Below are 17,677 nucleotides of genomic sequence, written 5' to 3'. Positions count from 1 at the left end.
ACATCTCCTGATGTGCCGCGGCCCGGCTGGAGCCAAGGCCTCCACAAAAAAACGGCGGGGCTTTCGCCCCGCCGGTGAAGTTCAACTGAAACCGGGCTCAGGCGTGCGGCAGCACGAACAGCAGCACGGCGAGCAGGTGGCAGACGCTGCCGGCCTGGAAGAGCAGCTGGCGCGGCACGATCTCGAAGCGGGGCAGGCGCCAGAAGGTGAAGGCCAGACCGGCGGTGTAGCAGGCGACGCCGGCCAGGACCAACCCGAGTTCCCCGGCGCCCAAGGTGGCGACCACCGGCTTGACGGCGACCACGGCCAGCAGGCCGATCAGAATGTAGGCCATGGCGGTGGCGACACGGTAGCGTCCGCTGAAGAGGAACTGCAGGGCGACGCCGGCGGTGCAGAGGCCCCAGATGACGCCGAAGAGCGACCAGCCCCAGGGGCCGCGCATGGAGACGAGCAGGAAGGGCGTGGCGGTGCCGGCGATGACGAGGAAGATCGCGGCGTGGGCGTATTTGCGCAGGGTGAGCTTCCATTCGGTTTCCTCGCGACGGTGATAAAGCGCGAAGGACACGTAGAGCAGCACCAGGGAAACGCCGAAGACGGTGAAGCTGGCGAGGTGCCACGCGTTGCCCTTCATGGCGGCAAAGGCCACGAGGAGGATGAGGCTGGCGGTGCTGACCGCGAGGCCGATGCCGTGGGTGAGGGCGTGGATGGTGCGCTCCAGCCGCGTGCGCTGCGGGCCGGGGGCGGGGGCAAGCAGGGGTTTCACCGGCGCGCCCTGGGCGGCGAGGCGGCGGTTGCGCACGATTTCGTCGCTGGCCTGGTCGCACCATTGGATGAAGCGGCAGGGCTTGGGGCTGGTGAACTCGGAGGCCTCCCACTCGCCGCCGTCGGTGTAGAGCGACTTGGGGAAGATCCACGTGCTGAACACGAAGTCGGCGATCGGCAGCGTGAAGAAACCGGAGATGGCCTCGTTGCAGTCGATCACGGCGTGGTGGCGGAGGTGGAAGCTGTAAACCTTGCGCCAGAACCAGCCCATGCGGGGCTTCTCGATCAGCACGGCCCATTTCTCAAACGGCCAGTGCTCGATGGCGTGGAAGATTTCGTAGAGGGCCATCGAGAAGGCCATCGCGCCGTAGCCGGCGAAAAACCACGGGAAGGACGGGGCCACCCATTGCAGCAGCGCCAGCAGGGGCGTGGTCAGCAGGCCGAAGACGGCCAGGGTATACCACGGGAAGAACGAGGCCTCCTTCTGCTCCTCCTCGATGATCGGGTAGATATTTTCGACGAAGGGGATCTCGCGGCCGCCGGGCGTGCGCTTGCGGCCGATGCGGGTGAGGTTGTGGTGCAGCGTGTGCTGGCGGTAGAAGCGGCTGAGGAAGGGGATAACCGGCTTGTGCAGGACGTAGCGGTGGAAGAAGAACTCCACGAAGCAGGCGAACAGGTGGACCACCAGGAAGGCGGCAACGAACTTGCCGGCGGTGGCGCCTACCTGCACGAGCCAGACCTGCTGGGGCGCAGCGAGCCAGAAGAGTCCGATGAGACCGGCAAACGACAACACGACGGTAACGATGAAGAGAGGAAGCGAGAACTCCTCCTCGACATGGTGGGAATGGGCTGAGTGCGACATAACGGCGCCGAGTGTCCCGGTCGGAGCCCGGTTGGCAAACGCGGATTCGGAAAAATTTCAGACCCAAATTGAACGAAATTGCGGCCGGGCTGGACGCTGGGAACCCGGTCCGGTGAGTATGCCGGTGTGTCCGCCGCCCCTTCGGTTTCCGTGCTCCTGCCCGTGCGCAACGGGCTACCCGCGCTCGCCCGGGCCGTGACGAGCGTCCGGGTGCAGTCCTGGGGCGACTGGGAACTGATCGCGGTGGACGACGGATCGACCGACGGGACAAGCGAGTGGCTGCGCGCGGCGGCCCGGGCCGACGCGCGGATAAAGCTGGTGGCGCAGCCCGCCCGCGGCTTGGTGACGGCGCTCCACGCGGGTTGTGCGGCCGCGCAGGGGCGGTTCATCGCCCGGATGGATGCCGATGACGAGTGCCACCCGGAGCGTCTGGCCGCGCAGGTGGAGTTGTTCGAGCGGAACCCGGAAATCGGCGTGGCCTCGTGTCTCGTGGGCTTCGGGGGCGACCGGCAGGCGAACGCCGGTTATGCGCTGTATGTGGACTGGTTGAACTCGCTGGTGACGCCGGAGCAGATCGCGTTGAACCGTTTCATCGAGTCGCCGTTGGCGCACCCGAGCGTGCTGTTCCGGCGCGAATTGCTGGAGCGGCATGGCGGGTACCGCGACGGAGATTTTCCCGAGGACTACGAACTCTGGCTGCGCTGGCTGGAGGCCGGGGTGCGGATGGCCAAGGTGCCGCGCGAGCTGCTCATCTGGCACGATACGCCCGGGCGGTTGTCGCGGTCCGATCCGCGTTACGACCCCGAGGCGTTCTTCCGGGTGAAAGCGGCGTACCTGGCGCAGCACGTGGTTCGCCTGGGCCGGCGGGAAGTCTGGATCTGGGGCGCCGGCCGGCCCACCCGCAAGCGCGCGGCGCATCTGGAGGCGCACGGGCTGAAAATTGTCGGCTACGTCGACATTGACGCCCGGAAGACCGGCAAGGCGGTCGCTGGCGTGCCGGTGGTTTCCCCGGAGGAACTGCCGGAGCCCGGCGCGGTGTTCTTGCTCGGCTATGTGGCCAAGCGCGGGGCGCGGGAGGACACCCGCAGCCGGCTGGCCCGGCGCGGTTGGCACGAGGGCCGGGACTTCCTGATGGGCGCTTAGCCCGCCTGTTTCACACCCAGAGGTGAGAAACAGGCGCGCTGGACATCGGCGGAACATCATTACATTGCGGAGGAATGTCCGACGCCCAGAACCACGAGCCGAATGGCACCGAAGTCACGGTGGATTTCATCCGTTACCGCAACGTCCTGCTCGTGCAGGCCGACCTTGGGCCGCTGTTGGTGGACTACTACCTGCACCTCGCCGACCACAAGCTGCGGCACGCGCCGGAGCACGACGCGCTCCTCAAGCAGGCGCTGGTGGCCTTCACGCTCCACGGCGCCTCGCGCCCGCGCAATGAGCACTTCGCCTGGACCCTCGGGCTGCAGGAACCGCGGCTGAACCTGTTTCTCGCCGGGGACAACGAGGACTGCATCGTGGCGGCCCGGCTCTTCACCGAGAACGTCCGCGAGGCACCGCACAACGTTTTCTACGGCGAAATGATGCCGTCCCGCAGCGCGGAAAAACGCCGCAGCGTGGTGAACTTCGAGGAGGCCGACATTTTCCGTGCCGCCGAGGCCTTCTACACCGGCAGCGAGCAGCGATTGGCGCGATTTTTCGAGCTGGGTGACGACCGTTATGCCTTCCTCGTGTCGCATCCGGACTGTGACGAGGCCTGGTTGCGCAGCGTGGACACCGAGGAGGTGCGGACGCTGGCGCGGACCCAGACGCTGGCGCGCATCGAGCGCCGCCTCTACCGCTGGCACTGCGGTTGCAAGCAGAGCCGCATCCTCAACGCGCTCGCGCCGGCGGCGCGCGCGGACCTGCCCGGGCTTTTCGGCGACAGCGAGCTGATCCATGTGCAGTGTCCGCGTTGCGCCGCGACCCACACCATCACCCGCGAGGCGATGGAGGCCTGGCTCGACGGCTCCGCCCGGGCGTCATGAGCGGCGGGGAAATCCTCGGCACGGTGCTGGGCGTGCTCGGCGTCTGGCTCATGATCCGGCAGAACATCTGGGGCTGGCCGGTCGGCCTGGTGCAGGTGACGGTCTATGCGTGGGTGTTTTACGGGGCAAAACTTTACTCCGATGCCATCCTGCAGGTGTTATTCTTTGTTATCCAAGCCTATGGCTGGTGGCATTGGCTGAACAACCAGCACACGGCCGCGCACAGCGAGCTGCCCGTGACCCGGCTCAAGGGAGCGGCGCTCACCCGCTGGCTGGCCCTCGGCGCGGTGGCGACGGACGGTTGGGGCACCTTCATGCAGCGCACGACCGACGCCGCGCTGCCGCATTGGGATGCGTTCATCCTCGTGTTCAGCCTGATTGCGCAGTGGCTGCAGGCGCGGAAAAAACTCGAATGCTGGCCCGGCTGGCTCGTGGTCAACACGGTGGCGATCGGGGTCTATTGGGTGAAGGACCTGTACCTGACCGCCGGGCTCTACGTCATTTTCTGGCTGATGGCCGTCTGGGGCTGGCGCGAGTGGGCGCGGACGGTGGGGCCGGTCTCCGACCGGCCCGGCCAGTCAAAGACTGGCCCTACTCAAGGCTGAGAATGCAATCCACCATGTCTGAGCCCAAACGCATCGCCGTCTACGGCCCGGAGTCCACCGGCAAGACCGAGCTGGCCACGAGGCTCGCGACGCATTTCCGCGCGCCACTGGTCGCCGAGTATGCGCGCGAGCGTTGGGACGCACAGGGCGCGCTGACGCTCGAGGACATGCTGCCGGTCGCGAAGGAACAGTGGCGGCGCGAGGACGAGGCCGTGGCGAAGGCGGAGCGGCTCGTCATCTGCGACACCGACGCGCTCACAACCATGCTTTGGAGCGATCTTCTCTACGGCACGACGCCCGACGAACTGCGACGCGAGGCGGAGAAACGGTGCAAAAACTACGCGCTCTACCTGCTGCTCGACATAGACGTGCCGTTCTCGCCGGATCCGCAGCGGTGCTTTCCCGATCCGGCCGACCGGGGAAAGGCGATGCGCATCTGGCGCGGCGCGCTCGACCGGCGCGGTTTGCCCTACGTGCTCATTCGCGGCGACTGGGCCGGGCGCGAACGCGCGGCCATCGCGGCGGTGCGGGCGCGGTTAGCCGTCGGCCCGAACCACGAAGGTAGCGGCGGTCTGTGACCGTCGCCCCAGGTTTTGGCCGTGCCCTACGGTTTCAGGCTAATCCGTTCGCTTCAGACGTAGTTCTCGTAGTCGGGCTGATACATGCATTCCCGGATCAGCCCGGCGAGATCGTCGGGCCGGATCTGCCGGGTGAGACCGCGGTCGAAGGCGTTGCCGGCCACGGCGATGGCGATGGCCGCGGAGACTTCGCGGATGCGTGCCAGCTCCGGGTAAACCCGGCCTTGGGCCAGGTCCTTGGGTGTGACGAGGCCGGCCAGGGTCTGCGCCGCGACGAGGAACATCTCGTTGGTCACGCGGGTGGACTGACTGGCCAGGATGCCGAGGCCCACCCCGGGGAAAATGTAGGCGTTGTTGCCCTGACCGGGCACATGCACCTGCCCGTCGAGCGTAACCGGGGCGAAGGGGCTGCCGCTGGCGAAGATGGCGCGTCCGCCGGTCCACGTGTAGGCCTGCTCGGCGGTGCACTCGGCCTTCGAGGTCGGGTTGGAGAGCGCAAAGACGACGGGTCGCGGGTTGATTCGCCCCATGGCGCGCACGACGTCCTCGGTGAAGGCTGCGGCCATGCCCGAGACGCCGATCAAGGCGTGCGGCTTGATCGCCTCGATCGCGGCGCCGAGATCCTGCACGGGCGGATGTTCGTGGGCGAAGCGCAGCTTGTGTGAGACCAAATCGGTGCGGGACTGCACCACCAGACCCTTGGAGTCCACGAACCAGCACTGGCGGCGGGCGGCGGGTTCGCCGATGCCCTCGGCCTTGAGGGCGTCCACGACCAGGTCGCCGATACCGATGCCGGCCTCACCGGCACCGTAGAACAGGATGCGCATGTCCCGCAGTTTCACGCCGGAAAGGCGGGCGGCAGAGCAGAGGCCCGCGAGAGTCACGCTGGCCGTGCCCTGGATATCGTCGTTGAAGCAGCAGACCCGGTCTTCGTACCGGTGGAGCAGCGCAAAGGCGTTGGCGTTGCCGAAATCCTCGAACTGCAGGCAGGCCTGCGGGAACATCTGATGCACGGCCTGCACAAACTCCTCGAGCAATTCGTCGTATTTCGGTCCACGGAGACGCGGCGCGGGCGTGCCGAGGTAGAGCGGGTCATTGCGCAGCGGTTCGTTGTTGGTGCCGACGTCGATCATAACGGGCAGGCACTGGGCCGGATGGACGCCCGCGCAGGCGGTGTAGAGCGAGAGCTTGCCGACAGGGATGCCCATGCCGTTGGCCCCGAGGTCGCCGAGGCCGAGGATGCGCTCGCCGTCGGTGACGACAATCATGCGCACGTCCGGGTAGGGCCAGTTGCGCAACAGCTGCACGATCCGGCCGCGGTCCGCGGCGGTGATGTAAAGGCCACGGGAGCGGCGGAAGATGTAGCCCCAGCGCTGGCAGGCCTGGCCGACGGTCGGCGTGTAGATGATCGGCATCATCTCGTCGAGGTGGTCCATGACCACGCGGTAGAAGAGGGTTTCGTTCCGCTCCTGCAGGGAGATGAGGTAGATGTATTTTTCGAGGTCCGTGGTCTTGCGCCGGAAGCTCTCGAGGACGCGCGTGACCTGTTCGGCCTGGGTGTGAATGCGCGGCGGAAGGAGGCCACGCAGGCCGAGGACGCTGCGCTCGTTGTCGGTGAAGGCGGTGCCCTTGTTGAGGAGCGGATCGTGGAGCAGGTCCGCGCCGCGTTTGCCATGACGGTAGTTTTTCATCGGACGGAGGGGGGTGGGGGAGCAGGGCGCGTGGAGCCGGCTGGGTGCGTCCGAACCTACGGTCCGGGGCCGGCAAGCCAACGCGGATGATGTCCGCGGACAAGAAACGCGCAGCAATGCGCGCGTAATGCACGGGCGGCCCCCGTCTTCGGGCGGCCGCGAACGATCGCTCGGCGGGATTGACGGACAGGGGGGCCGGCGGGCATAGACCGCTGCTAAAGAAAATGGATTTACCTGAGGACTACCTGCAGCGATTCGGCGGACTGGGCCGGCTTTACGGCATGGCGGCGTTGCCGCGTCTGCAGGCGGCGCATGTCGCCGTGATCGGTGTCGGCGGCGTGGGCTCGTGGACCGTGGAGGGGCTGGCGCGCTCGGGCATCGGGGCGCTCACCCTGATCGACCTCGACGATGTGTGCGTGACCAACGTCAATCGCCAGCTGCCCGCGCTCGACGGCAACATCGGCCGCCCGAAGGTCGTGGCCTTAGCCGAGCGCGTGCGGTTGATCAACCCGGCGTGCCGGGTGACGACGGTCACGGAGTTTTTCACGGCGGAGTCGGCGGCGCGGCTGCTGGCGACGCGTTGTGACTGGGTCGTGGACTGCATCGACAAGGTGTCCAACAAGGCGCTCGTGCTGGCGGAGTGCGTGAAGCGCGGGCAGCCGGTCGTCACCGTTGGCGGAGCCGGCGGCAAGCGCGACGCCACGCGCATCCGCACGGGCGACCTGGGCGGCGCGCACGGTGACGACCTGCTGAAGCTCGTGCGCCGGAAGCTGCGGCGCGACCACGGCTTCGCGAAGGGCGAGGGCAACGACTACGGCATCCCCTGCGTGTCCTCGCAGGAGAAACCGGTTTACCCGTGGGCCAACGGCACATGTGCGACCGAGCCCGAGCCGGGCTCCAACCTCCAGCTCGACTGCGCGAGCGGTTTCGGCACGGCGGTGTTTGTCACGGCCGCCTTCGGTCTCGCCGCGTCCGGCGAGGTGGTGAAGCGCGTGGCGGCAGGGTAGGTCCAGTCTCTGACTGGACACGATTTGCTGAATAGGACGGCCGGTCATAGACCGGCCCTGCTTAGACCACCACCGGCGAACCCAGCAGCCAGCGGATCACGTCGGCGGCGCGGTAGGAGTCGATACCGGCGGGCAGGAAGCGCGCGAGGTTGGCGACATCGTCGCCGGCGGTGATCAGCGGGTCCTCGGCTTTGCCGAAGCGCAGCTGGCCGAGGCCGATGTTGGCCATGAGTCCGTTGCAGAGGCACAGACGGCCTTGGGTGTCCTCCACGGTTCCACCTTTGCGGACGTAGTCCTCGACCGGCTCGCCCGCGCAGCGGTAGCCGACGGAGCCGTCGGGCTTGCGGTAGAGTTCGCGCAGGTAGCCGAGATCGCAGATGCGCTCGCGGGCCGCGACGCGCACTTCGTCAGAGAGTGTGCCGAGCAGCTGCAGAACCTTGAACGGGAAACCGGTCGGCGAGGCGCGGGGATCGGTGCGGACCTTGAGCGCGCCGAGGGAGCGGCTGAGGGCGCAGACCTTGCGTTTGAGATCGGGCAGCAGGCCGGACTCCTCGCAAAAGGCGAAGGCCGTGCCCACCTGCACGCCGGCTGCGCCAGCCGCGCGGGCCTCGGCGAGTTTGCCGGGGTCCGCGCAGGAGCCGGCGAGCCAGAAGGGCAGCCCGAGGTCGCGGATCTTCGGTAGCTCGGGCACGTCGCGCGGGCCATAGATGGGCTCGCCGCTCTCGGTGAGCGTGAGCGCGCCGCGGGGCGGGGCGTTGTGCCCGCCGGCCAGCGGGCCTTCGACGACGAAGCCGTCCACGCGGCCGTTGGACTTGCGGGCGAGAGTGAGGGCGAGCGTGGCGGAGGAAATGATCGGCAGGAAACGCGGGCGGGCCGGGGGTGCGGAACCGAGGTAGGGGCGCGGATCGAAACGGCTCTGGCAGTCGTCGGTTTCGAGCGCGCCGGTGATGTCCAGCTTGAGTTCGACGGATTCGCCGCGGGCGAGGCCGTCTAGCACGCCCGGGATTGCGCGCGGAATGCCGGCGCCCATCAGCACATAGTCCACCCCGGCCAGCATGGCGCCGAATAGCGTGGGCAGGGTCGGCGTCTGGATTTTCTCCAGCAGGTTGATGCCGACCGGACCGGCGTGACCTTCCTTGGCGAGCGCCACCTCGACGAAGGCGGCAAGCACCGCGAGATCGAGGAAAGCCTGGCTCGGGTGCAGGCTGGGCATCGGCACGGCCTTGAACGGGGCGTCGGTGGGTTTCCCGCCGGGCACAAAATAAGCGGACCACACGCGCTCAACAACATCGGGACGCGGAAAGCGGACGGCGGCGCGGGCCAGGTCGCCGTCGGGATCACCGAGCTGGAGCTGACGGGCGAGGACGAGGGGCAGGGCGGTGCCGGAGACAACGCCGAGCTGTCCGGCCTGCGCCACGGCACGCGCCAGACGCCAACCGGATACGCCGACGCCCATGCCGCCCTGAATGATGGTGGGATTGTTCGTGGTCATTGCGGGAATGACCCAGATCCAAGCCGCTCGCAGTGGCGCACGGAAGGCGCGAGTGCGGGCGGAGCAGCAATTGGCAAAATCCGCGCAGTTGCGAGGGGAGCCGGGCCGCTGGCGAGGGTGCTTCGGGCGCGCGCACGCGCAGGGGCCGCCGATCAGAGGAAGAGCCGGCGGAAGTTCTGTTCCACTTGGGTGGCGAGCAGGGTGAGCGGTTGTCCGCGCAGGATGGCGAGCTGTTCGTAGGCGACCACGAGGTTGGCCGGGTGGTTGATTTCGCCCTCGGGTCCGGGCGGCAGCGGGAAGCGGTTCAGTTCCGCGGGAGGTGGCTTGGTCGGCGCGTCGGTCTCGACCAGCAGCCGGTCGGCCGGGAGATTCCGGAAATTGTCGAGTCTGGCGTGGTGGCGCGGCTGCAGCAGCTCGATGTTGAAGGAAAAACAGGCGCCGAGGTCGGCGAAGGGCTTAACCATCTCGGCCGGTCCGCCGTAGCCGTGCAGCAGGAAACCGCGCGCGGGGAGCGGAGTGGCCTTGAGCACATCAAGCAACGCGCCGAAGGCCTGGACGCAGTGGATCGAGGCGGGGCGGTTGAGTTCGGCGGCGAGAGCCAGCTGGGCGGCAAAGACCTCGGCCTGTTCGTCCATCGGCGCCACCCGCAGGCCGGCGATGCGCGGGTCGTCGGGGCGCACGCCGTCCACAATCCAGCGATCGAGCCCGATCTCGCCGACCCCGGCCGCCGGATCGGCCTGCAAGGCGGTGCGCAATTTTGAGAGCCAGGCGGGTGAACGGTTCCCGCAGTCCCAAGGGTGAATGCCGTGGCTCGGGACAACCCAGGAGTGTTCGCGGGCAAGCGCGGCGACCACCGGCCACTCCTCCTCGTTGGTGGCGTTGACGACCGCCCGGCGCAGACCCATCGCCCGGAGGTCGGCCAGGATGGTCGCGCGATGCGGGGTCAACGGGTCAAAATGGAAATGCTGGTGGGCGTCGTAGAGCGGCGGCACACCACGACGGTTAACCAGGGAAGCCGGGAAGACACGGAAGAATTTGACTCACCGAGAAACGGCGATGGCCGGGAGTTGACGAAACCGGATGGTTGGCATTCTTTTTGCAGACCTAAATCGAACCACCCGGAAGCAAGATGATGGAACCCCGGCTGATCGAACTACCTTGGATGCGCCTACCGCGCGACCTGCCTTGGCGCGTGAAATTTGTGGATGCGGTGCTCGACCACGCGCGCAAGCTCGGGCTGGAGGCCCGTTACCGGCCACCGCGGTTCTGCGGGTATTATTTCAGCGGCGACAGCCCCATCGTGGTGGGAGGCAAGTGGACGGTGACGCTCGACGAAACACCGCTGCTCAACAAGGTGCGGCGCAGCGTGGAGGCGGCGACGGAATGCCGCATCACCGTGCCCGGCGAGGCGCCTGATGCGGCCCCGGATTTCCTGCTCGTCAATGATGCCCAGAACGGGGCCTGTTGGCTCTGGGATTTCCCCCATGGCCGGTTGTTTGTGGAAGCCCACGAGCCGGTTACGGGAGACGAGCCCGAAGGGCCACCGGCCTTGCCGGCTTCCTGAACCGTTTTCCCTGGCGGATAAGCCTCAAGTCCGGGCCGGAGGGAGCCGTTATTGGGTGAAACCAACCCAAGGAAGGAACCACGTCCATGACGGACAACATGATCATCGACATCCCCGAACTGCGCCTGCCCCGCGACATGGCCTGGCGCGTGAAGTTCATCGAAGCGGTCGAGGACCACGCCCGGAAGCTCGGGATCCACGGGCGCTTCAAGGTGCCGCGTTTCTTTGGTTACTATTTCACCGGCCAGCGCGCCGTGGTCGTGGCCGGCTTGTGGACCGTGCTGGTGGACGACGCCGAACTGCTGCGCCGCCTGCGCCTCACGGTCGAGAAGATCACCGGCAACCGTTTCAATATAGCGAGCGCCAGCGAGGGCGGCGAACCCGAGTTCATGCTGGTCAACGACAGCCATGACGGCTCGTGCTGGCTCTGGGACTATGCGCACGGCCGGCGCTTTCTCGAGTCGGGCGAACCCGTGACGCAACGGATGGCCGACTCGGATGAAGAAGATTTGCTCGGCGACGATCCCGATCAGGGGCCGAGACTTTTGGGGCCGTAACAATCCAGCGTGATTGCGGGTTGTCTGAGGCCGGGGCGACTTGAGGAGACTCAAGCCGCCCTGCGCTCGTTGCTCATGCGTGGCGTGAGCAAGCTTACCGCCCACGGGTTGGTCTATGCCGCCAACCGCTGTCCTTGCATAGCACAACGCGGGCAGCCCGGGCAGTTGCGCCCGCAGGGGCGGGGGGCGGTCGCGGCAGGTTTCGGGCGGAAAGATTCCAGCCAGTCCGGGCCGGGGCCCTGGCCGCGCACCGCGGTGTCATGGCGATGGGCCACTCCGGTGCTGCGCTCGATAAACTCCTCCAGGCGCGGCCAGAACTCGATGCGCTCCAGCAGGGGGTTCACGAAGTTGGTAACCGGGCAGTAGTAGGTGTTCTTGGGGTCGGCGTGATGCAGGCCGTGGTGACGCGCCGTCTGGAGGATGCGCCAGTCCTGGAGCTTGGAGATGAACCGGCCGTTTTCGGCCCGCGTGCGGTGGGCCATCTTGTGGATTTCGTTGGCGTTCACGCTGACGGCGACGAAGAGCAGCAGCTGCCACGACAGCAGGCCCAGCGGCCAGGCGCCGGCGATCAACACCAGGCCGCCGAGGACGAGGAGGCGCGAACTCTGCCACCACGACAGACGGGTGAAGTAACGCGGCAGGTGATGGTGCACGATGTTGGGCACGATCACATGCTTGCCAATCACCGGCGTGTCCTCGGTGAAATAGGCGTCTTCGGCCCAGTGGACGAGGCCGGCGACGAAGTCGGCGAGGCCGACGATGAGCACGATCTGGACGGCGATCAGGAGCAGGGAGAACAGGAGGTTCATGGCTTTCTGTTTGGGTTGTGCGCCGGGGGTGGCCCGGAGCGCCGCGAGAATAACCGAACCCGCGAAAGGCCGTGAGTTGATAAGCATGATGCCGGGCATTGGATTTATTAATGGGGCCTCAGGTGGCCGGTCGCTCGGCCTTGGCCACGGGCTGGGCAAAACGGCATTGCCGCCCGTCCGGGGATGGGCTTCCTCGGGCACGCGCATGAACGTCCACCATCTCGAACTGTTCTACTACGTGGCCAAGCATGGCGGGATCAGCGCGGCGGTGCGCAAGATTCCTTACGGCATCCAGCAGCCGGCGGTGAGCGGACAGGTGGGCAATTTGGAGAAGGAGCTGGGCGTGCGGCTGTTTGAGCGCAGTCCCTTCCGCCTGACGCCGGCCGGCGAGCGGCTTTACGCGCATGTGCAGCCGTTTTTCGAGGGACTCGCGAGCGTGGCCAGCGAGGTGAAATCCGTGGCGCACCCGGAACTGCGCATCTGCGGCGCGGAGCTCGTGCTGCGCGACCACCTGCCGGTGATCCTGAAGCAGATGAAGACGCGCTTCCCCAAGCTGCGCTTCAGCCTGCGCACGATGGGCTACCAGTCGCAGGTCGAGGAGTGGCTGCGCGAAGGGCAGGCCGATGTGGCGTTCCTGCCGGTGTATGAGCGCGTGCCGACCGGATTAAAGATGACGCGCATCGCCTCTTTCCCGCTGGTGTTGCAGGTCCCGAAGTCGTCGAAGCTCAGGAGCGCGGCCGAGCTTTTCGCCCAGAAACGGATCGCCGAGCCGCTCATCTGCCTCGAGCCTCGGTCCAACGTGGTGCAACGCTTCTTTCAGGAACTGAAGGCCCAGGGCGCGACCTGGCCGCACGTGGTGGAGGCGACCTCGCTCGACCTGGTCACGCGCTACGTGGCCAACGGTGACGGCATCGGCCTGAACGTGCTCGTGGACCGCAACGCGCGACCCAAGGACGTGCGCATCGTGCCGCTGCCAGGGTTTTCGCCGCTCACCATGGGTGCGATCTGGCGCGGGCAAGCCTCAGAGACCGTGCAGGCCGTGGTTGAAGACGTTCGCGCCTACGCCAAGGCGACATGGCCGGACTGGGTGTGCGCGGAGTAGGGCTGTTCAGGGTCTAGCAGCCAGGCGAGGACCGACCCCACCTAGTTCACGAACATCGCCTCGTTGGTCTGGAAGAGGGCGTGGGCGAGTTTGGTCCAGGCATCCACGGGGCCGCCGTGTTCGATGGTGGACCCGACCGGGCGGTTGTCGGGGGCGCCGAGTTTGCCGGCGAGGGCTTGGCGCTGGGCCTGGCGTTGCTCGCGCAATTTCTCGCGGGCGGTTTTCATCGCAGGTGGCTCGGGCGGGGCATCGAGGCTCGTGCCGCTGGGATTGGCGCGCACATAACCGAGGGCGAGACGGGTTTCCTCGGCAGATGGTTCGCGCTGGAAGATCGCGAGGTAAAGTGACGTCACACGCTGGGTGTCATCGCCCAGCGCCATGAAGTCGGGCCGATGCGTGAGTTTGCGGGCGGTTTCGACCACCAGCGGGCTGTTCATGAGGAACAGGGCCTGTTGCGGGACGGTGGTTTCGAAACGCCGGCCCGTGGGTGTGTCGGGATTGGGGAAATCAAACTGCGTCAGCAACTCGGGCGGGTTGCGGCGGTCGATGAGGAAGTAGAGCGCGCGGCGTTTGCCGAACTCGTCGCTCGCGGCGGTGACCGGCTTGCCACCGAGGGTGCGGTCGAGACTGCCACTGATGGCGAGCAACGAGTCGTAGACTTCCTCAAAGTCCAGGCGGCGAAGGCTGGAGTGCCAGAGCAGGCGGTTGTCGGGGTCGGCGGCGAGGCGGGCCGGATCGGCGCGACTGCCCTGCTGGTAAGTGCTCGTGAGCAGCATCGTGCGGTGGAGCTGCTTGAGCGACCAGCCGCTCTCGATGAGGCGTGTGGCGAGCCAGTCGAGCAACTCGGGGTGGCTCGGCGCACCGCCCATGTTGCCGAGATCGTCGGGCGTGGCGACGAAGCCGGCGCCGAAATGCTGCTGCCAGATTCGGTTCACCAGCACGCGGGCGGTGAGCGGGTTCTTCGGATCGGCAATGGCTTGCGCGAGTTCGAGGCGGCCGGAGCCCTTCTTCCAAGCCGGGCGGTTTTTCGGGTCGGCGGACAGGATCTCGAGGAAACGGCGCGGCACCATCTCGCCGGTGTTGCCGACCTCGCCGCGGAGCAGCACCGGGTAATCTTTCGGGTTAGGCACGTCGGTCACACCGTGCGCTCGCGGCGGAGCGCCGGGGTGGTTCATCTCGAGGTTGGTGATCTCGCGCTGCAGGACACCCTCGGCACGGACCAGTTCGCGGCGCTTCTGCGGGTCGCGCTCACGCGCGCGACGCATTTCGAGGAACTGTTTCTGCAGCTCCTCGCCGCGCTGGACGAGTTCGCGGCCCTTGGCCATGTAGTCGGTGAGGTCGTCGGTGACGGGGAGGCGGGCGGTCAACGCCGGCTCCATCATGGCGAGGCGCGGTTCGGTGGTGTTCGCGAACACACCGTAGAGCGAGTAGTAGTCCTTGGTCGGGATCGGGTCGAACTTGTGGTCGTGGCAGCGGGCGCAGGAGACGGTCAGGCCGAGAAAGGCCTTGGTCGTCACGTCGATGCGGTCGTCGATGATATCGTTGCGACGTCCGTCGTGCTGGTTGCCAAGGCGGAGGAAGCCAAGGGCGGCGAGGATGCTCTGGTCGTCGGGGATTTCCTGCTTGGCGGCCTTGGCCTTCGCCGCAGCTTCGGCCACGACGCGGTCGGCGGCGAGCTGTTCGGTGATGAACCGGTTGTAAGGTTTGTCGGTGTTGAAGGACTTGATGAGGTAGTCGCGGTAGGTCCACGCGTGAGGAAAACGCGGGTCATCGCGCCGGGGCGGGTCGCCCTTGGTGTCGGAGTAGCGGGCGACGTCCATCCAGTGACGCGCCATGCGTTCGCCGTAGGCGGGCGAATCGAGGAGGCGGTCCACGACCTTGGCGAAGGCTTCGGGGGAGGTGTCGGCGAGGAAACGCTGGATCTCGGCTTCGGTCGGCGGAAGGCCGGTGAGGTCGAAGGTCACGCGGCGGATGAGCGTGCGTTTGTCGGCGAGCGGATTGGGTGTGAGTCCGGCGGTTTCGAGGCGGGCGAGGACGAACGCGTCCACGGGCGACTGCACCCACGCAGTGTTTTTCACCGCGGGCACGGCGGGTTTCTGCACGGGCTGAAAGGCCCAGTGCTTGCGGCCGACGCCGCCGTAAGACTTGCCGCCGGCGGTGGAGAGCGGCACGCGCGGGTCGGGTGCGCCGCGGCGGACCCACTCGGTGAGATCGGCGATCTGGCGGTCGGTGAGTTTTCCGCCGTGGTCCTCGGGCGGCATCTGCAGGTCTTCGTCGGTGTAGCGGATGGCCTGGATCAGGAGGCTTTCGTCGGGCTTGCCGGGGATTACGGCGGGACCCGAATTGCCGCCGTGGAGGAGGGCGTCGCGCGAGTCGAGGAGCAGGCCGGCCTTGATCTTGTCGGCCGTGTGCGAGTGGCACTTGTAGCAGTGTTCGCTGAGCACGGGGCGGACCTTGGACTCGAAGAAGTCGAGGTCGGCCTTGGCGAGGGCGGGTTCGGCGGCGAGGGCGGAAGAAGCTGTGAGCAGGCTCGCTCCTGCAGCGAGGAGGAGGTGTAGGGTCGTCGCTTGCGGCGACCTCGGACGCGAGGTCGGACCAAGGTCCGACCCTACAAGAAACCGTCGCACGCGGGACCTCATGCTCATGCTAGGATCGGTTTTACCACGTTGCCGGCGACGTCGGTCAGGCGGAAGTCGCGGCCGTTGTGCCGGTAGGTGAGCTTCGTGTGGTCGAAGCCGAGGCAGTGCAGCACAGTTGCGTGCAGGTCGTGGACGTGCACCTTGTCTTTGACGGCCTCGGCGCCGGTCTCGTCAGTGTCGCCGTGGACATGGCCGCGCTTCACGCCGCCGCCGGCGAGGACGAGGGAGAAGGCTTTGGCGTTGTGGTCGCGGCCGGGCGAGTCGCCGCCGTTGCGGTCGCGCGTGGGCTTGCGGCCGAATTCACCGCCCCAGATGACGAGCGTCGAATCGAGCAGGCCGCGCAGCTTCAAATCCGCGAGCAACGCGGCGAGCGGCTGGTCGATTTCGCCGGCTTTCTGGGTGATGCGGTCCTCGAGGTCGTCGTGGTGATCCCAGCCGTCGTGCCAGACTTGCACGAAGCGCACGCCTCGCTCCACGAGGCGGCGGGCGATCAGCAGCTGGCGGCCCTGCGCGGTGTCGCCGTAGGCGGCGCGGGTGTCAGCGGGTTCCTTGTTGATGTCGAAAACATCGGTCGCCTCGGCCTGCATGCGGAAGGCGATCTCGGCGGTCTCCAGGCGCGACTCGAGCGCGGCGTCGCGCTGGAGGTTTTGCGCGTGGAGCTCGTTCAGTTGGTGGACGAAGTCGAGCTGGCGGCGCTGCTCGGGCTTGGAGACGTAGCTGTTGCGGATGTTCTGGATCATCTGCTGCACGTTGCGCGCGGTCGTGTTGACGCTCGTGCCCTGGTAGATGCCGGGAAGGAAGGCCGAGCCGTAGCCGTTGGCCCCGCCGACGGGGAGGCGGTTGCCGCGGAGGGAGATGAAGCCGGGTAGATTCTGGTTTTCCGAACCGAGACCGTAAACCACCCAGGAGCCGAGGCTGGGCTTGGTGATGCGCACGGAGCCGGTGTTCATGAACGTCGTGGCGACATCGTGCGCCGGGATGTCGGTGAACATCGAGCGGACGACCGTGAGGTCGTCCGCGTGCGCGGCGGTCTTGGCGAAAAGTTCACTGACCTCGAGGCCGGACTGGCCGTAACGCTGGAAAGCGAAGGGCGAGCCCATGGCCACGCCGCCGTCGGTGCCGAGCGATTTTCCGTCGAGACGGTTGAGCGCGGGCTTGTAGTCCCAGGTGTCCACATGGGACGGCGCGCCCTGGGCGAAGATGTGGATCACGGCCTTGGCCTTGCCGGGAAAGTGCGGCAGCTTCGGGGCGAGTGGATTTCCGGCGGGGGCAAGCCCGGTGGGCGAAGATGCGCCGAACAGGTCGGTCGGACCAAGAAAGGTCGCGGCGCCGAGGGCGCCGAGGCCGAGGCCAACGCGGCTCAGAAACTGGCGGCGCGTCAGGAAATAGTCTTCGATGTCGGTCGAGACGCCGAGGCAGGGGTGGTGCCCGTGGTAATGGTGCGCGTGCTCGTCGTGGGGCATGGCGGGAGGTGGTCCCAACAAGACGCAGCTTGCCCTCCTTCGGTTTCGAGGCGAGCCGGGAAAGGCGACTTTGGCGCGGAATTTACGAAGCGACCTGAGCCAGCGCGAAGTCGCGGATCCGGGCACGCACGGAGCGAAGTCCGTTCAGCCGGGTGGGGGACAGACTGCGGGCGAGGCCGGTTTTCTCGAACAGCTCGGGTTCAGTGGCGGCGACGTCGGCCGGGGTGGCGTCGCTGTAGAAATCGCAGAGCAGCGCGACCAGCCCGCGCACGAGCGGGGAGTCGGCATCGCTGCGGAAATGACAGCGGCCGTCGCGCAGTTCGCCGACCACCCAGGCGGCGGAGATGCAGCCTTTCACGCGGTTTTCCTCGGAGCGCTCGGCCTCGGGCAACGGCGGACGTTTCTTCGCCCGGTCCACCACGACAGCGAGGCGTTCCTGCGCGTCCTCGATCAGGAGGAGGTCTTCGATGGTCTGCACCTGTTTCTCGGCAAGGGACACGCGGACAAGCTGGAGGGCAT

At 67.1% G+C, this 17,677-nt stretch carries 16 protein-coding genes; 8 read left to right on the top strand and 8 right to left on the bottom strand.

The genetic code is table 11. The features are described 5' to 3' along the window. Positions 1–97: 97 nt before the first annotated feature. A complete protein-coding gene (gene trhA, locus ESB00_RS15430) occupies positions 98–1,624 on the bottom strand; it encodes a PAQR family membrane homeostasis protein TrhA (protein WP_129048687.1) in 1,527 nt (508 codons plus the stop codon). Between the two features lie 126 nt (positions 1,625–1,750). Here trhA and ESB00_RS15425 point away from each other — a divergent pair, with 126 nt between their 5' ends. From ESB00_RS15425 to ESB00_RS15410, 4 genes are all read left to right on the top strand, one after another. Continuing rightward, a complete protein-coding gene (locus ESB00_RS15425; protein WP_129048686.1) occupies positions 1,751–2,767 on the top strand; it encodes a glycosyltransferase family 2 protein in 1,017 nt (338 codons plus the stop codon). Positions 2,768–2,841: 74 nt separating this feature from the next. Next, positions 2,842–3,651 carry a disulfide bond chaperone gene (locus ESB00_RS15420; RefSeq protein ID WP_129048685.1) on the top strand — a complete coding sequence of 270 codons (810 nt, stop codon included), beginning with the start codon at positions 2,842–2,844 and terminating at the stop codon, positions 3,649–3,651. Continuing rightward, positions 3,648–4,256 (top strand): nicotinamide riboside transporter PnuC, encoded by a 609-nt coding sequence (gene pnuC / locus ESB00_RS15415; protein WP_129048684.1) that lies wholly within the window; start codon positions 3,648–3,650, stop codon positions 4,254–4,256. Before ESB00_RS15420 ends, pnuC begins: the two co-directional genes overlap by 4 nt. A gap of 14 nt (positions 4,257–4,270) precedes the next feature. After that, entirely contained in the window at positions 4,271–4,834 is a 564-nt protein-coding gene (locus ESB00_RS15410; protein WP_164976246.1) for an AAA family ATPase, read from the top strand. A gap of 53 nt (positions 4,835–4,887) precedes the next feature. Here the strand turns inward: ESB00_RS15410 and ESB00_RS15405 are convergent, their stop codons facing one another. Beyond that, the gene (locus ESB00_RS15405; RefSeq protein ID WP_129048682.1) at positions 4,888–6,525 is read right to left on the bottom strand and encodes an NAD-dependent malic enzyme; all 1,638 of its coding nucleotides are present in this window, start codon (positions 6,523–6,525) and stop codon (positions 4,888–4,890) included. Between the two features lie 224 nt (positions 6,526–6,749). On the opposite strand from ESB00_RS15405, the gene ESB00_RS15400 reads away from it, so the two are divergent. Beyond that, positions 6,750–7,532: a tRNA threonylcarbamoyladenosine dehydratase gene (locus ESB00_RS15400; protein ID WP_129048681.1), complete on the top strand. Its 783-nt coding sequence runs from the start codon at positions 6,750–6,752 to the stop codon at positions 7,530–7,532. Between the two features lie 61 nt (positions 7,533–7,593). Here the strand turns inward: ESB00_RS15400 and ESB00_RS15395 are convergent, their stop codons facing one another. Both ESB00_RS15395 and ESB00_RS15390 read right to left on the bottom strand, forming a co-directional pair. After that, positions 7,594–9,024 carry a nitronate monooxygenase gene (locus tag ESB00_RS15395; protein WP_164976245.1) on the bottom strand — a complete coding sequence of 477 codons (1,431 nt, stop codon included), beginning with the start codon at positions 9,022–9,024 and terminating at the stop codon, positions 7,594–7,596. Between the two features lie 152 nt (positions 9,025–9,176). After that, the gene (locus ESB00_RS15390) at positions 9,177–10,016 is read right to left on the bottom strand and encodes a TatD family hydrolase (protein ID WP_129048680.1); all 840 of its coding nucleotides are present in this window, start codon (positions 10,014–10,016) and stop codon (positions 9,177–9,179) included. A gap of 137 nt (positions 10,017–10,153) precedes the next feature. Here ESB00_RS15390 and ESB00_RS15385 point away from each other — a divergent pair, with 137 nt between their 5' ends. Together ESB00_RS15385 and ESB00_RS15380 are read left to right on the top strand one after the other, a co-directional pair. Then, positions 10,154–10,588: a hypothetical protein gene (locus tag ESB00_RS15385; RefSeq protein ID WP_129048679.1), complete on the top strand. Its 435-nt coding sequence runs from the start codon at positions 10,154–10,156 to the stop codon at positions 10,586–10,588. Between the two features lie 86 nt (positions 10,589–10,674). Beyond that, positions 10,675–11,145: a hypothetical protein gene (locus tag ESB00_RS15380; protein ID WP_129048678.1), complete on the top strand. Its 471-nt coding sequence runs from the start codon at positions 10,675–10,677 to the stop codon at positions 11,143–11,145. A gap of 113 nt (positions 11,146–11,258) precedes the next feature. Here ESB00_RS15380 and ESB00_RS15375 read toward each other — a convergent pair whose 3' ends face one another. Continuing rightward, positions 11,259–12,041, bottom strand: coding sequence for a fatty acid desaturase CarF family protein (locus tag ESB00_RS15375; protein ID WP_164976244.1), 783 nt, complete (start codon positions 12,039–12,041; stop codon positions 11,259–11,261). A 118-nt stretch (positions 12,042–12,159) separates the two neighbouring features. On the opposite strand from ESB00_RS15375, the gene ESB00_RS15370 reads away from it, so the two are divergent. Further along, positions 12,160–13,056, top strand: coding sequence for a LysR family transcriptional regulator (locus ESB00_RS15370; protein ID WP_164976243.1), 897 nt, complete (start codon positions 12,160–12,162; stop codon positions 13,054–13,056). A 41-nt stretch (positions 13,057–13,097) separates the two neighbouring features. Here the strand turns inward: ESB00_RS15370 and ESB00_RS15365 are convergent, their stop codons facing one another. The 3 genes from ESB00_RS15365 to ESB00_RS15355 all read right to left on the bottom strand — a co-directional run bounded on the left by ESB00_RS15365 (position 13,098) and on the right by ESB00_RS15355 (position 17,657). Next, positions 13,098–15,701, bottom strand: coding sequence for a DUF1553 domain-containing protein (locus ESB00_RS15365; RefSeq protein ID WP_218938769.1), 2,604 nt, complete (start codon positions 15,699–15,701; stop codon positions 13,098–13,100). Beyond that, on the bottom strand, positions 15,698–17,158 hold the full coding sequence (locus ESB00_RS15360) for a DUF1501 domain-containing protein (RefSeq protein WP_129048675.1): 1,461 nt from the start codon (positions 17,156–17,158) through the stop codon (positions 15,698–15,700). Before ESB00_RS15360 ends, ESB00_RS15365 begins: the two co-directional genes overlap by 4 nt. A gap of 82 nt (positions 17,159–17,240) precedes the next feature. Then, on the bottom strand, positions 17,241–17,657 hold the full coding sequence (locus tag ESB00_RS15355; RefSeq protein WP_129048674.1) for a SufE family protein: 417 nt from the start codon (positions 17,655–17,657) through the stop codon (positions 17,241–17,243). Positions 17,658–17,677 lie beyond the last annotated feature (20 nt).

Origin of the sequence: Oleiharenicola lentus, assembly GCF_004118375.1 — a bacterium.
Taxonomy (GTDB): domain Bacteria; phylum Verrucomicrobiota; class Verrucomicrobiia; order Opitutales; family Opitutaceae; genus Lacunisphaera; species Lacunisphaera lenta.
Note: the sequence above shows the minus strand (reverse complement) of the source record. Positions and strands in the feature narration are given on the sequence as shown.

What these genes read in the sequence shown, in the direction of transcription:
- ESB00_RS15420 (WP_129048685.1), top strand. Translation starts at nt 2,842, where the DNA reads ATGTCCGACGCCCAGAACCACGAGCCGAATGGCACCGAAGTCACGGTG.
- ESB00_RS15375 (WP_164976244.1), bottom strand. Translation starts at nt 12,041, where the DNA reads ATGCTTATCAACTCACGGCCTTTCGCGGGTTCGGTTATTCTCGCGGCG.
- ESB00_RS15380 (WP_129048678.1), top strand. Translation starts at nt 10,675, where the DNA reads ATGACGGACAACATGATCATCGACATCCCCGAACTGCGCCTGCCCCGC.
- ESB00_RS15405 (WP_129048682.1), bottom strand. Translation starts at nt 6,525, where the DNA reads ATGAAAAACTACCGTCATGGCAAACGCGGCGCGGACCTGCTCCACGAT.
- pnuC (WP_129048684.1), top strand. Translation starts at nt 3,648, where the DNA reads ATGAGCGGCGGGGAAATCCTCGGCACGGTGCTGGGCGTGCTCGGCGTC.
- ESB00_RS15365 (WP_218938769.1), bottom strand. Translation starts at nt 15,701, where the DNA reads ATGAGCATGAGGTCCCGCGTGCGACGGTTTCTTGTAGGGTCGGACCTT.
- ESB00_RS15360 (WP_129048675.1), bottom strand. Translation starts at nt 17,158, where the DNA reads ATGCCCCACGACGAGCACGCGCACCATTACCACGGGCACCACCCCTGC.
- ESB00_RS15385 (WP_129048679.1), top strand. Translation starts at nt 10,154, where the DNA reads ATGATGGAACCCCGGCTGATCGAACTACCTTGGATGCGCCTACCGCGC.
- ESB00_RS15370 (WP_164976243.1), top strand. Translation starts at nt 12,160, where the DNA reads ATGAACGTCCACCATCTCGAACTGTTCTACTACGTGGCCAAGCATGGC.
- ESB00_RS15400 (WP_129048681.1), top strand. Translation starts at nt 6,750, where the DNA reads ATGGATTTACCTGAGGACTACCTGCAGCGATTCGGCGGACTGGGCCGG.
- trhA (WP_129048687.1), bottom strand. Translation starts at nt 1,624, where the DNA reads ATGTCGCACTCAGCCCATTCCCACCATGTCGAGGAGGAGTTCTCGCTT.
- ESB00_RS15410 (WP_164976246.1), top strand. Translation starts at nt 4,271, where the DNA reads ATGTCTGAGCCCAAACGCATCGCCGTCTACGGCCCGGAGTCCACCGGC.
- ESB00_RS15395 (WP_164976245.1), bottom strand. Translation starts at nt 9,024, where the DNA reads ATGACCACGAACAATCCCACCATCATTCAGGGCGGCATGGGCGTCGGC.